The organism is Streptomyces orinoci, assembly GCF_003121295.1.
Taxonomy (GTDB): Bacteria; Actinomycetota; Actinomycetes; order Streptomycetales; family Streptomycetaceae; genus Streptomyces; species Streptomyces orinoci.
The window spans coordinates 1-12,339 of record NZ_PHNC01000006.1 but is presented as its reverse complement, the minus strand read 5'-3'; the positions used below and the strand labels follow the sequence as shown (position 1 = coordinate 12,339).

Below are 12,339 nucleotides of genomic sequence, written 5' to 3'. Positions count from 1 at the left end.
CGGTGGCGGTGCCTGACGCACCGTCGCCGGTCCCGGTCCGGCCAGGGCACCGGCGGCCCCGTAAAGCGGCCGGAACATAAGGTGACTTCGTGAAACTTCTCCCTTCCCGCGCCGCTTTCGCCGCCATGGTGTTGTGCACGGCCCTCATCACGGCTTGTTCCGCTTCCACTACCGGATCGCGGCAGGACGACGATCCTCCGGCGGGCGGAACCGACACTCCGGCGAAGGTCCGGCTGCCGAGTCCGAATGCCGTCTTCGACTACCAACTCGGCGGTGCCTATCCGCCCGCGGGCAAGGTGCAGGCGGTCTCCCGCGACCGTGAATCCAAGCCCGCCGCCGGGCTCTACAACATTTGCTATGTCAATGCCTTCCAGTCGCAGCCCGGCGAGGCCATCGGCTGGTGGCGGAAGCATCATCCCGATCTGCTGCTGAAGAACGACGACGGAGACCTGGTCATCGACAAGGACTGGGACGAGCCCCTGCTGGACATCTCCACCGCCGCCAAGCGCGAGGCCCTGATGGGTGTCATCGGCCCATGGATCGACGGTTGTGCCGCCGCTCACTTCGACGCGGTGGAGCCGGACAACCTGGATTCCTATGAGCGGTCCGAAGGCAAGCTCACCTCCCGGGACGCGGCCGCCTTCGCCCGGCTCCTGGCCCTCCGGGCGCACCAACGGCACCTGGCCGTCGCCCAGAAGAACACCGCCGGCCTGCTGCCCCAACGCACCCGCATCGGCTTCGATTTCGCCGTAACCGAAGAATGCGGACGTTACAAGGAGTGCCCCGACTTCGGTGACGCCTACGGCGGGAAGGTCTTCGACATCGAGTATGCGAAGAAGGACTTCACCGCCGCCTGCCAGGCCTGGGGCAGCGAATTGTCCATCACCCTGCGCGACCGGGAGGTCAGCCCGGCGGGCAGTGCGGGCTATGTCTTCGAATCCTGCTGAAAGAGCGGATCCGGGCCGGTCCGGGCGGGACGACACCGGCCGTTCTGCTTACAGACACCGCCTGCCGCTGGGACGATGCGGTCATGCCGTCGAGGAAGAGCTACCGGAGACGAGCGCTCGTCCTCGGCCCCACGGCTCGGGCAGCTCAGAAAGGCTCAGACATGACCGCACGGATGAAGCAGAAGATCACGACCTTTTTGTGGTTCACGGACCAGGCCGAGGAGGCGGCGGAGTTCTATGTCTCCGTCTTCGGCGGCGACTCCCGCATCGTGGACAAGACCCTCTACACCGAGGACAGCCCCGGCAAGCCCGGCACGGTCATGACCGTGGTCTTCGAGCTGGCGGGCCAGCAGTTTGTCGCGCTCAACGGCGGCGACCGGGGGTTCACCTTCAATGAGGCCGTCTCCCTGTCGGTGGACTGCGACGGGCAGGAGGAAGTTGACCGCTTCTGGTCGGCCCTCACCGCGGACGGCGGCCAAGAGGGCCCGTGTGCCTGGCTGAAGGACAAGTACGGGCTGTCCTGGCAGATCGTTCCGCGCCAGCTGCCGGAGATCCTCGGTGGCCCCGACAAGGAGGGGGCCGCTCGCGCGATGCAGGCCATGCTCGGCATGAAGAAGATCGATGTGCAGGGGCTGAGGTCCGCCTACGAAGGAGAGTGAACGAGCGGGCCGGGCGGCCGACAGCTCCGAGGGGCTGACGGCATCCGCCCGGCCCTCAGGAGCCGGCGGGCGGGTTCCGGCGGGCCCGGGCCGGTGACCTCGATGGTAAGCCCAAAGGCGGCGGCAAGGGCGTCATAGTAGGCGGCCCACTCGGTACCGGGAACGATGCCCGGCATCCAGATCCGGTGCCCGACGAGCCCGGCCGGCCTGACCCCGCGGGCGGCGGCCGGCTAGGCAGTGTCTGATGGCTCTTGCCTGTGCGGTGGATCTGTCGCCGTTGCGGGCAGGAGCCTTGCATGGTGCGGCGGCATGAACTGACCAACGCTCAATGGGAACGTATCGCTCCGCTGCTGCCTGAAGTAGGTGGGCCGGGTGGGCGGTGGGCCGATCACCGCACGGTGGTCAACGGAGTGCTCTACCGAACCCGGACCGGGATTCCCTGGCGTGACCTGCCCGAACGCTACGGTCCCTGGCAGACCGTGTACGAGCGCCACCGCCGCTGGTCGGCCGACGGCACCTGGTCGAAGATCCTGCGCGCACTGCAAGCAGACGCCGACGCCACCGCCCGGGATGCGGACGGCTCCTGGGCCGTCAACGCCGATTCCACCACCTGCCGGGCCCACCAGCACGCGGCCGGGGCACCCCGCCGGCCCCCGGCCGACCACCCGCAAAAAGGGGCGGCGCCCGTGAGGATGCGGAGGGGCGTGAGGCCCTGGGACGCTCCCGGGGCGGACTGACCTGCAAGGTCCACCTGCTGGCCGACGACCGCTGCCGGCCCCTGGTCTGGCTGACCTCACCCGGCCAGCGCGGGGACAGCCCCATGTTCATCCCGCTGATGCAGGCCCTGAACGTGGCACGCACCGGGACCGGGCGCCCGCGCACCCGCCCGGACCGGGCCCGCGGCGACAAGGCCTACTCCAGCCGCGCCAACCGCAGTTACCTGCGACAACGCCATATCAAGGCCACGATCGCCGAACCGGACGACCAGCGGGCCAACCGCCTCCGGCGAGGCCGGGCCGGAGGACGCCCTCCGGCCTTCGACCAGGCCCAGTACCGCCTTCGCAACACCGTGGAACGCTGCGTCAGCAAACTGAAACAGCACCGGGCCGTCGCGACCAGATACGACAAACGCGACTACATCTTCCACGGCACTCTGGCCACCGCAGCCATCGTGATCTGGCTCCGCGACCTCACCAAAGAGCCATCAGACACTGCCTAGTGGTCCGGCCCGGTGAGGAGCTGGATGGGCTCGTCGAAGGCCCGTACCACCCGCACTGCGGTCTGTACGGCCCGGTGCCGGCCACCTACCGGCTTGAGCACACCGGCTCCGACCGGGTCGCCCGCACCCTGTCGGCCTGGTCGGTCAGCAGCAGCGCCGCCATCGCCACCATGACCGCCCTCTGGGGCCTGCTCGCCGCCGCCATCGGGGCCCGCACGGCGATCACGGCCGCCGGAGTCCTGCTGCCGGCCACCCCGCTGCTGCTGCCCCGGCGCCAGGGCGCGACCCGGGAGGCGAGGGAGGAGGCGGCGGGCGTCGTCTGACAGCGAAGTGCCGTCGCGGCAAGGGCTGCCGCTCTTATTGGCTGCCGCTTTTAAACGGGCAAGGTCGTGCGCCCATATGCCTCTCCTACGCCCCGGCGTAGGCGCCCCATGCTTCGCGCGGGCGCGATAGGTTCAAGGCCGGGCGGCCGGGGAGCTGAACGGCGGGGCCGCACCGGCCAGTTGAGAGCTCACCACCGACGGAGGCGGAAATGCCGGCAACGCCCCAGCAGCCCTACGGCACCGTGGTCAGTCCCACCGGGGTCAATGAACGCGAGTACCCCAGCACCGATTCCGCCGTGGTCGGCCACCTCGGGCACAACGCGGAGGTGGCCCTGCGCTGCAAGGTGCGGGCGCAGAACATTGACGGCAATGACATCTGGTACCTGTTGCGGGAGCGCCAGGCATGGGTGGCGGCCCGCTATGTGCGCAATACCGGGGATGTGCCCTACTGCCGTGACGTCGCCTCAGCCGAATCGGGTGAGCCCGCCGGGGAGAGCGCCGGGTGATTGGACGGCAACCGGCTGCGCGGGTCCGGTGAGTGACGAGGGCGAGGCTCCCTGCCAACTGATCGGCGTACCACGGCAGAAGGCCCGTCCTCGGTGCCCGCTCGCGCTGCCTCACCCGGGGGTTGGGCCCGGGCAACTCCAGGGCGGGGAAGAGCGGTATGAAATTTGGCGTGCCCGACCCGTGGTCCGACTTGTTGTACGGGCGCGAACGGGGCGGCCCCATGGACGCCTTGGCACTACGGGTCAGTCACCCCCAGCCCGCTGCTGATCGCCGGGCATGAGGCCACCGCCAACCTGATCGCCGGTACGGCACTCCGCCCCGTACCGGCAGAACGGATCTCTCGTGGTCCGGGGAGTCCGCCGGTCGCGTTTCGGCAGCTCGGGGCCCGATCCGGGCCTGTCCGACGGCTGTTGGGCCAAGCCGCCCCCGGTGACGGGTTCCGGCGGGGGCCCAAGCCCTCCGGGCCCCAACCGCCGCCGCCTGCCGGGCAGATCAGGTATAGCGCAGCTTCCGCCAGGTGTTGGGGCCTACGATGCCATCCGCACGCAGCCCCTCATCGGACTGGAACTCCTTGACCGCGTTCTCGGTGTCCGCGCCGAAAACACCGTCCACGCCCGATGGGCCGATGTCATAGGCCCACTTCTCCAGCAGACACTGGATCTCCTTGACCTTCGGTCCCCGGTCACCGCGTGAGGCATAGGTGTTGTGGCTGTCATAGCCGCAGTAGAGGGCGAGGACATGGACCGCCTGGGCCTGTCGGCCGGCGGTGCTCGCCGAGGTGAGCGCGCGGGGCGCGGCCGTTGCCGATGGGGCCATGGCGAAGGCGCCGGCGGCTGTGACGGCGAGTGCCGACACGCTTATGGCGAGCCTATGGGCAAGGGTGGTTCGGGGCATGGCTGGTTCCCTCCCGGTGGTGGCGCGCCGTTCGGCGCGCCGGTCGGCGTGAATCTACGCTCGCGCCGCCCGTGCGTCGTCAAACGAGCGATGCAGGGGGTAAACCCATGCGGCAGGGGCGCCGGTGCCTTCCTGGACAGCAGGGGTGCGCCACCCCGTTCACCGGCGGACGTCCGTAGGGCGCCTTACCCCAGCAGGGTGCGGGCCACTGCCAGCATGGTTGCCGGGCGGCTGAGCACACGCGGGTGTTTGCGCATATGGGCGACTTCCAGGAAGAGCCGGTGCAGGCCGGGGTCGGTGAAGGTGGCCCGGCCGAGCTGTTCGCTGTACCAGCGGGCGAACCGGTAGCCCCTGGGGTACGGGCCGTCAACGTGCGGCAGGGCGAGGTCCAGGAGGGTGGAGATGCCCCAGGCCGCGTCCACGATGACCTGCACCCGGCGGAAGTAGTCCCAGGCCGGTTCGTTGAGCGGGGCTCCTGAGCGCAGGTGGGCCGACAGGCAGGAGGCATGGAGCAGCGCGCTGGTCATGCCCTGGCCGTAGACGGGGTTGAAGGAGGCCACGGCATCGCCGACGGCGACCAGCCCGGCCGGGAAGCGGGAAAGGGCGGTGAAGTGCCGTCGGCGGCTGTCGGCCATGGTGTAGGTCGCCACCTCACCCTCCAGGGTGCACTGTTGGGCGATCTCGGCTATCGGCGGAACGGGAGCGGCCCCGCAGCGCCGTAGGAACTCTTCCCGGTCGCGCGTCGGGCGGTCCTCGCCATAGGCGGACAGCACGACCATCCATCGGCGTCCCTCCACCCGCACCGCGGCGAAGGAATCCCGGTACGGACCCTGGGGAGTTGAGATCGCCTGCACAACGTTGAGGCCAGGCAGCTCCTCGCCGCTCTTGAACAGGGCGGTGGCATAACCCAGTTGCAGGTTCATCCGTTCCAGGGCGGGCGGAGTCCAGCCGGCCGCGGACAGCCAGCGGTCGAGCCGGGTGCCGCGGCCGGTGGCGTCCACCACCAGGTCCGCCGCCAGGGTCCGGGGCTCCTGGGTGTCATGGGGCACATATTCCACCCCCGTGACTCGCTCGCCCTCGGCAACCAGGGCCAGGGCCCGGCCCCGCACCAGCCGCACTCCTTCCGCCGCCAGAACCCGGCGGCGGACGTGGGTTTCGAGCAGGGGGCGGGTCAGGCCGATGGTGTATTCCGAGGGGACACCGACTTTGCGGACACCGTCCACATAGTGCTCGATACGGTCGCCGTAACCGGGTATCGCGCCTTCGGCGGCCAACTCGTCGGTCAGGCCCGGCAGCCAGCGCTCCAGCAAGTCAGAGCCCATGCTCAGCACCGCATGCACCTGGCTGCCCTGCGGGACGCCGGGTCTCACCGGTGAGGACGCGCTCAGTTCGTCCGGCTCCACGATGACGACCTCGTCGGCGTGCTCGCTCAGTACCCGGGCCGCGCCCAGGCCGGCGATGCTTCCTCCCAGGACGACTGCTCGCCTCATCGGCTCTCCTTTGTCCAGCGGCACCTGGCGGCACCTGGCGGCGCGGGCCAACTGCCCTGTCGGGCAGGTGAGCCGTGCCATCGATTGGTCGTGAGGAGTCAACCGTGTGTGTGGTGCGGCGATCAACTCGCGGCCACCGGACGCCCCATCGGCCCGGCGCTGCCCAGGGAACGCGACGGCCGGTGCGCCCATGCATCCGGTATGTCGTACTCCACGGCAACCTGTCCGTATACCGCCGCGTCTCATGGGCAGAGCCGGCGGCGGCAGTGCGGCCCGTACCGGCCCAAGGGGGTGAGCGATGATGACCGATGCGCAGTGGCGCCATATCGCGTTGACGACCGACATTGTCTGCTGGGCGACGTTCCTGACCGTATGGGTCTGCGGCGCGCTGTACAACGCCCGCCGGTCCCCGGCCGTGCGCAAGCGCGGACAGCCGCTCCAGCGGTGGAGCGTGGCCGCCGGGATCGCGGTGGCGGTGACGGTGAACACTCTGCTGCCGCATGGCACTTGGGACCCGCTTACGGTCCATGTGCAGTGGCTGCGTGCCATCGGCGCGGTCGTGCTGATCGCCGCTACCGCCTTTGCGATCTGGGCCCGTATCCGCCTGGGGCGGATGTGGACTTCCACCCCGGTGGCCAAGCAGGGCCACCAACTGCGCACCGACGGCCCGTATGCGATCGTCCGGCACCCCATCTACACCGGGATTCTCGGCATGTTCATCGGCACCGCGCTGCTGATGCTGCTCGGCGGCTGGGTGGTGGCCGTGCTGCTGGCCGTCGTCCTGGCGCAGTGGAAGATCAGCGTTGAGGAAAAGCTGATGGCCGAGGCGTTTCCGGGTGCGTACGAGGATTACCGGCGGCGCGTCCCCCGGCTGGTCCCGCGCGTATGGCGGCGCGGGGACGCCGGTGGGAGGTAGGGCAGGCCGCATCCGCCGGCACCGGCCAGGGAGCCGGGCGCCCACGAACGGCTTGGGTGGTGCCGTCGGTGCAGTCGTTGCCCACCACGATGACGGACGGCCGTCCGGCTAGAGCCGCCGGCCGGCCGAGGGTATGCAGAAGGCCCTCGTGGCGGTTGTGGGTGATGACGACGACCGTGGTGCGGCGATCGGTCATCCTTGTACCTCCGAGGAGACCCTGCCCTTGAGGGCGGGGAGGAATGGGAGCAGGGCAGGGAAAGACATTCACCTCAGGGGGATGGATCGCCCACTGCCCGAAAACCCGCACAAAGGCGCAAGTCACGAGACCGTGCTCGCCGGACTACTCGGGCCCGTCTGCGTTTCCTGGCCAGGCGAGACGCCTGGCGCAGTGGGCTCCCGCTGTCAGGACCATGAATAGCGCAGTGCAGCCGCCGAGCACCATGACCGCGGATGGAGAGGTGCGGTCCAGGACCATCCCCCCTAGAAGCGCGCCGATGGAGATCGTGGCTTGGAAGGAAGCCGTGAACAGAACCGATGCCGCTTCGGGGACAGACGGCGCCGCCTTGGAAAACCAGGTCTGCGATGCGACAGGCACTGCGCCGTAGCCGACGCCCCACACGATCAGCAGGGCAACAGCACCCGCCGCCCAGCGGCCCACCATGGGAAGCAGAAGAGTCGCCGCTGCAATGAGTCCGGCCGCAAGTCCGAAGACCGTCCGCGGATACCGTGCCACTCGAGCACCCCCGAGAAAGTTGCCGAGGATACCGGCAGCGCCGTAGACCAACAGGAACGTGGTGATCAGGCCGTCGCCGGCATGGGTGACCCGTTCCAGGAACGGCGTCACATAGGTGTAGGTCCCGAAGTGGGCGACCACGATCAGGAACGTCAGCAGGAGCGCGAAGCGGGTGTTGCTACTGCGGAACATGCCCCTGAGATCGCTCAGCTGGGTGGCCTGGACGGGAGGTAACGGGGGCGCGACCAGGAACAGCATGATCAGTACCCCGACCGTCAGCGCACCCATGACCGCGAATGCGATACGCCACCCGGCGAGATCCCCGAGGAGGGTGCCGGTCGGTACTCCGAGGACGGATCCCAATGGGACAGCGGAGAAGATCACGGCGGTTGCCCTGCTGACCGAGGTCGGCGGCACCAACCGTTCGGCCAGCCCAGCGCCTATCGACCAGAACCCACCGATCGTGATCCCCACCATGACCCTGGAGACCAGCACGAGCCAGTAGTCGGGCGCCGCAGCAGCAAGGAAATTCGCCAGGGCCAGCAGGAGCATGAAGACGCATAGCATCAGGCGACGGTCGATGCGTGCCGTGGCCACAGTGACCAGAGGAGCGGAGACCGCCGCGAGAAAACCCGGCATGGTCATCATCAGCCCGGCCACACCATCGGAGATGGTGAAACTGGAGCCGATCGAGGTCAGCAGACCGATGGGCAGGATTTCAGTGGTGACAATGGCGAAGATTCCCAGCATCACCGAGACCACGGCCAGCCAGCCGATCAGCGGCGATCGGGTCGGCAGAGCTGCGCCGCCGACCGGGTTGGTAGTGGTGGAGGACATGAGTTCCGTCCTGTGATGGGCAGTGTGTTGGCGAACAGCTCAGCAGGCGGTGTCCCCGGTCGGCTGGCAGAACTACGACAGCACCCTCGCGCTCCGCGGTTGATGTCGCATTCTTGCCAGGGCAATGGCACTTACAACGGTCAACACAGTGAGTTGAGTTGTCGGTGGGTGATGAGGCAGCAGGCAAATTTGAGGAACGCTTCGTGGCTGTCGGCTCGCCGTTCCCATCGGATGCGCAGACATCGGAAGCCGTGCAGCCGCGCAAAGCTCCTCTCCACGACCCAGTGGTAGGTGCCCAGTCCCGTGCCGTGCCGGAATCCCGCGGCGGGCGATCGCGGGCACGATGCCGCGGGCGCGGACCTGGTCGCGGTAGATGTCGTGGTCGTAGCCGCGGTCGGCAAACAGCGAGTCCGGCTTGCGGCGGGGATGGCCGATCCGGCCGCGGACCGGCGGGATCGCATCGAGCAGCGGCAGCAACTGAGTGACGTCGTTGCGGTTGCCGCTGGTCAGCAGGACCGCGAGCGGCATGCCGTGCCCGCCGGTAACAGGCGCGGGCGAAGCGTTCGTCGAACCTGCCGGCCGCCTCCAGGGCCGTCCGCCGGCAGGCCAGGTCGGCGGCCGTCCCCCGCGGCGCCCGGACCCACGGCCGTACCCTCCCGGTCGGTGAGCCGTGCCTGGACGGCGGCCGTCCGGGGGCCCGCCGCCGCGAGCTCGGCGGCGAGCTCGGCCGGCCAGGTGGGTCCAGGCAGCACCTTCTCGTCAAGGAAGACGGTCCACTGCTCTTCCGCGCCGCGCCATCCCGCATTGCGAGCGGCGGCCGGGCCGGCCGCGCAGCCGGAAACGGTCTCGACAATGCCGCGCAGGGAGTGCAGGACGGCCACGGGCAGGGGAGTGCAGACGCCCAGCGGCCGGTCGTCCACCAGCACAATGCGGCGGGGCGGCGGGCCCCGGCCCTCGGCCAGGGCCCGCAGACAGCCGGCCGTGTGGTCGGCCCAGGGTCGGGATGACGACCGTGTAGGAGGGGACGGGGCACGGTATGGAGCCGTTCGCCGGAAACACCGCCGGTCCCCGGGGTGCTCAGCCGTCGTCCGGCCGGTCGTCTCCGGTGGTACTCGCCCAGGCGACCAGCTCGCGCAGGGCCTCCGGCCCGGGAGCGACGACCTCGGAGAGCCTGGTGCCATGGCAGAAGACCATAAAGACGGGTACAGGGCCGACGCCCGCCTTCTGCGCGACATCGGCCGCCTCATCCAGGTCCACGCTGTGGAAACCAACGGTGGCCGCGAACTCGGGCAGTTCCGACAGCCTCCGGAAGACCGGGGTGATGACCCGGCAGCGAGGTGCCCAGGTCGCGCAGAAGCTCACCACCACCGGTTTGTCCCTGGCGATGGCTTCTTCGTACTCCGTCAGGTTCGTCAGGGGGAGGACGGCCATGGCTCTCCGATCCCTCGGCGGACGTCCGGCCTTCTGCCTGCTTCCGCAGACCGTGGACGCTCGGCAACCACGGTTCCATGAGTCGCCTCGGCACGCATGCGCACAAGGAGCGGCTCGGCCGCCGCCTCCGGCCGGCCGGACGCAGCGGGCCGGAGGCAGCGGTCGGACGATCGCCGCGCGTCAGACCAGTTCGGGCTGTGGCTCCGGCTGCTGCACCGGCACGGGCTTCGGCTCCGCAGGCTTGGTGAACCGCAGATAGCCGCGGATCACCGAGGTCATCGCCATAAGGAGCAGCGGCCCCGCAATCCACGGGTATTCGGCCATCTGCATCGGCAGATATCGATAGGAAATCAGAAGCGCGACAAATACCGTTGTTCCGTAAACGACCAGCTGAATTCCCTGCCGGTCCCAGCCGCGGTCGAAGGCGCGCACTCCTGCCTCGATGGTGAGGGCGAAAACCACACCCGCAACGAGATCGACACCGTAGTGGTAGCCGAATCCCAGCGTTGCGCCGAGGGTGGCGACCAGCCAGAAGGCACCCGCGTACCGCAAAAAGCGCGAAGCCTGGCGGGAATGAATGAAGATCGCGGTGGCCCATGCCGTGTGCAGGCTGGGCATGCAGTTGCGCGGGGTGAACCCGTCGAAGGGCATGTGGTGCGGGGTACTGACCGGCGGCGGAGTGTTGGGCCACAGGTTGGCCAGTGCCCAGTGCCCGCCGTCGTTGGCGTAGACAAAGATCGGTCCGACCGTCGGGAAGAGCATGTAGATGCCCGGTCCGAGCAGACCGATCAGCAGAAAGGTGCGCACCAGATGATGGCGCGGGAAGCGGCGCTCGGCTGACACATTGCGCAGCTGGTACAGCGCGATGACGATCGCGGCCACCGCGATCTGCCCGTAGACCAGATGGAGAAGGTGGCTGCCGACCGGCCCGGACGCCCTGAGGAGCCGGCCCGCCAGCCATGAGGGTTCGCCCAGTGCATGATCGGCCACCGCCGTGTACTGGTCGAGTACCGTCGGGCGGGTCTTGGCCGTGATGAGCAGCCAGGTGTCCCCGGTCTTACGGCCGGCCACCAGCAGCAGGCCCAGTCCGACGCCCTTCAGCAGCAGAACGCGCTCCCGGCCGGTGCGCCGGGTGATCGCGATGACCGCACAGCCGAGAATCACCCACAACGCGCCATTGCCGAAATTCAGCCTGGCACCGGCCGCCCACCGCACCATGAGAAAAACGAGGTCGATGCCGACCGCGAAGCAGGCCGCGACAAGCCGTTGCCGCCAGGTGAGCACCACCATCATCAATGCCATGCCGGCGTACAGCAGAGGGCCGGATTTCGGGCCGAAAATCACCTCCCGGGCCTGGTTGGTGATCGGCCCCGGCTGGCCGTAGCGGCGCGCGGTGATCTCGAGTGCGATGAGAAATCCAAGGGTCACCACACCCGCAATGGTCCACAGAATCGCCCGCGGCCGACGCCACGCGGCGAGCATATTTCTGCAGTTTATTCGCGAAAACAACCGCGATGTTATAGGTATCAATTTCTCAGCCGATTTGTTGGATTCAGGGCGATCGTCGTGAGCGATCATGCTATCGGAGTTGGCGCGGGTGGGGTTCGTCGGGCATGCGGAGCTCCGGTGGAGCCCCTGGGCGGGAGTGCGGTGCGGAGGCGAGTGCGGCCCGAGTGACGGAGACTCGACGGGGATGCGGCGGAGGACAAGGTGGTGACCGGATGAGGGCCGTGGAGTCCGGCCGGCCACCCGGCGCCTGGCGGAAGGTGCTTGCCGAGACGGTGCGGGATCTCACTCCGGGGGCGTTCGCCTTCGTCATGGCCACCGGCATTGTGTCCCTGGCGGTGGCAGCCGCCTCGCTGGGCCGGCATGCCAACGGTCCGGCGCTGGGCGGCCTGGCCGCGGTCTGCTGGGCCGTCGGGCTCGTGCAGTACCTGCTGATCGCCGCGCTGGCGCCGGCCAGGCTCCTGCTGGAGCCGGTGGCGCCCACGGAGCTGGTCACTCCCTACTGGATCTTTATGGGCGCCGCGGCGATCACCGTGCTGGCCGGCGCGCGGACCCTCCGGACGCCCCCCGGCAGCCAGCTGCTGCCCCGGCCGGTCGTCCTCGGGCTGTCCACCGCCCTGTGGTCGTTCTGCACCTGGCTGATCCCGCTGCTGCTGGCCCTGGGCTTCTGGCGGCACCTGTTGCGCCATGTGCCGCTGCGGTACGAGGCGAGCCTGTGGAGCCTGGTGTTTCCGGTGGGCATGTACGGGGCCGCGACCCGGGAACTGGCCCGGGCGGGCCGCTGGGACTGGATGGCAGCGATCGGCGCCGCCGGGTCATGGGCCGCCTTGGCGCTCTGGGCCCTGGTGTTCCTCGGCATGCTCGCGATGGCGGCCAT

General features: G+C 69.1%; 12 protein-coding genes and 3 pseudogenes. 7 read left to right on the top strand and 8 right to left on the bottom strand.

All coding sequences use genetic code 11. The features are described 5' to 3' along the window. Positions 1 to 89: 89 nt before the first annotated feature. Together CV755_RS01925 and CV755_RS01920 are read left to right on the top strand one after the other, a co-directional pair. Entirely contained in the window at positions 90 to 947 is an 858-nt protein-coding gene (locus tag CV755_RS01925) for an endo alpha-1,4 polygalactosaminidase (RefSeq protein ID WP_241560911.1), read from the top strand. A gap of 173 nt (positions 948 to 1,120) precedes the next feature. Beyond that, a complete protein-coding gene (locus CV755_RS01920) occupies positions 1,121 to 1,606 on the top strand; it encodes a VOC family protein (RefSeq protein ID WP_109278363.1) in 486 nt (161 codons plus the stop codon). 86 nt (positions 1,607 to 1,692) lie between these two features. Here CV755_RS01920 and CV755_RS35710 read toward each other — a convergent pair. Continuing rightward, positions 1,693 to 1,833: pseudogene (locus tag CV755_RS35710) on the bottom strand (LysR family transcriptional regulator); the annotation flags it as partial. Positions 1,834 to 1,902: 69 nt separating this feature from the next. Here CV755_RS35710 and CV755_RS01910 point away from each other — a divergent pair. The 3 genes and pseudogenes from CV755_RS01910 (at position 1,903) to CV755_RS01900 (ending at position 3,654) form a co-directional block, all read left to right on the top strand. Continuing rightward, positions 1,903 to 2,825 (top strand): IS5 family transposase gene (locus tag CV755_RS01910; RefSeq protein WP_422070496.1). Its coding sequence is split into 2 segments (ribosomal slippage): positions 1,903 to 2,298 and positions 2,301 to 2,825, totalling 921 coding nucleotides; the frame shifts between segments, so codons are not numbered across the junction. Positions 2,826 to 2,881: 56 nt separating this feature from the next. Further along, positions 2,882 to 3,148 (top strand): annotated as a pseudogene (locus tag CV755_RS01905) (MFS transporter); the annotation flags it as partial. A 209-nt stretch (positions 3,149 to 3,357) separates the two neighbouring features. Further along, entirely contained in the window at positions 3,358 to 3,654 is a 297-nt protein-coding gene (locus CV755_RS01900; RefSeq protein WP_109278362.1) for an SH3 domain-containing protein, read from the top strand. A gap of 493 nt (positions 3,655 to 4,147) precedes the next feature. On the opposite strand, the gene CV755_RS01895 is transcribed toward CV755_RS01900, so the two are convergent. Both CV755_RS01895 and CV755_RS01890 read right to left on the bottom strand, forming a co-directional pair. Then, the gene (locus CV755_RS01895; RefSeq protein WP_241560910.1) at positions 4,148 to 4,510 is read right to left on the bottom strand and encodes a peptidoglycan-binding domain-containing protein; all 363 of its coding nucleotides are present in this window, start codon (positions 4,508 to 4,510) and stop codon (positions 4,148 to 4,150) included. 224 nt (positions 4,511 to 4,734) lie between these two features. Beyond that, entirely contained in the window at positions 4,735 to 6,039 is a 1,305-nt protein-coding gene (locus tag CV755_RS01890; RefSeq protein ID WP_109278360.1) for an FAD-dependent oxidoreductase, read from the bottom strand. Between the two features lie 298 nt (positions 6,040 to 6,337). Between CV755_RS01890 and CV755_RS01885 the strand changes: the two genes are divergently transcribed. Further along, positions 6,338 to 6,955: a methyltransferase family protein gene (locus CV755_RS01885; protein ID WP_109278359.1), complete on the top strand. Its 618-nt coding sequence runs from the start codon at positions 6,338 to 6,340 to the stop codon at positions 6,953 to 6,955. 340 nt (positions 6,956 to 7,295) lie between these two features. Here CV755_RS01885 and CV755_RS01880 read toward each other — a convergent pair whose 3' ends face one another. From CV755_RS01880 to CV755_RS01865, 5 genes and pseudogenes are all read right to left on the bottom strand, one after another. Then, positions 7,296 to 8,525, bottom strand: a complete 1,230-nt coding sequence (locus CV755_RS01880; RefSeq protein WP_193553332.1) for an MFS transporter — start codon at positions 8,523 to 8,525, stop codon at positions 7,296 to 7,298. A gap of 140 nt (positions 8,526 to 8,665) precedes the next feature. Next, a pseudogene (locus tag CV755_RS01875) lies at positions 8,666 to 9,059 on the bottom strand (transposase); the annotation flags it as partial. Next, positions 9,032 to 9,445 carry a hypothetical protein gene (locus CV755_RS34035; protein ID WP_153068552.1) on the bottom strand — a complete coding sequence of 138 codons (414 nt, stop codon included), beginning with the start codon at positions 9,443 to 9,445 and terminating at the stop codon, positions 9,032 to 9,034. The gene CV755_RS34035 and the pseudogene CV755_RS01875, both read right to left, overlap by 28 nt. Positions 9,446 to 9,602: 157 nt before the next feature. After that, positions 9,603 to 9,956, bottom strand: coding sequence for a thioredoxin family protein (locus tag CV755_RS01870; protein WP_109278358.1), 354 nt, complete (start codon positions 9,954 to 9,956; stop codon positions 9,603 to 9,605). 180 nt (positions 9,957 to 10,136) lie between these two features. Further along, positions 10,137 to 11,438, bottom strand: coding sequence for a phosphatase PAP2 family protein (locus tag CV755_RS01865; RefSeq protein ID WP_109278357.1), 1,302 nt, complete (start codon positions 11,436 to 11,438; stop codon positions 10,137 to 10,139). Between the two features lie 239 nt (positions 11,439 to 11,677). On the opposite strand from CV755_RS01865, the gene CV755_RS01860 reads away from it, so the two are divergent. After that, positions 11,678 to 12,339: tellurite resistance/C4-dicarboxylate transporter family protein (locus tag CV755_RS01860; RefSeq protein ID WP_241560909.1), on the top strand; the 662-nt coding region annotated here is incomplete at its 3' end.

Excerpts from the sequence above, each read along its gene's own strand:
- CV755_RS01920 (WP_109278363.1), top strand. The coding sequence starts at position 1,121 with ATGAAGCAGAAGATCACGACCTTTTTGTGGTTCACGGACCAGGCCGAG.
- CV755_RS01900 (WP_109278362.1), top strand. The coding sequence starts at position 3,358 with ATGCCGGCAACGCCCCAGCAGCCCTACGGCACCGTGGTCAGTCCCACC.
- CV755_RS01890 (WP_109278360.1), bottom strand. The coding sequence starts at position 6,039 with ATGAGGCGAGCAGTCGTCCTGGGAGGAAGCATCGCCGGCCTGGGCGCG.
- CV755_RS01885 (WP_109278359.1), top strand. The coding sequence starts at position 6,338 with ATGATGACCGATGCGCAGTGGCGCCATATCGCGTTGACGACCGACATT.
- CV755_RS01880 (WP_193553332.1), bottom strand. The coding sequence starts at position 8,525 with ATGTCCTCCACCACTACCAACCCGGTCGGCGGCGCAGCTCTGCCGACC.
- CV755_RS01870 (WP_109278358.1), bottom strand. The coding sequence starts at position 9,956 with ATGGCCGTCCTCCCCCTGACGAACCTGACGGAGTACGAAGAAGCCATC.
- CV755_RS01865 (WP_109278357.1), bottom strand. The coding sequence starts at position 11,438 with ATGCTCGCCGCGTGGCGTCGGCCGCGGGCGATTCTGTGGACCATTGCG.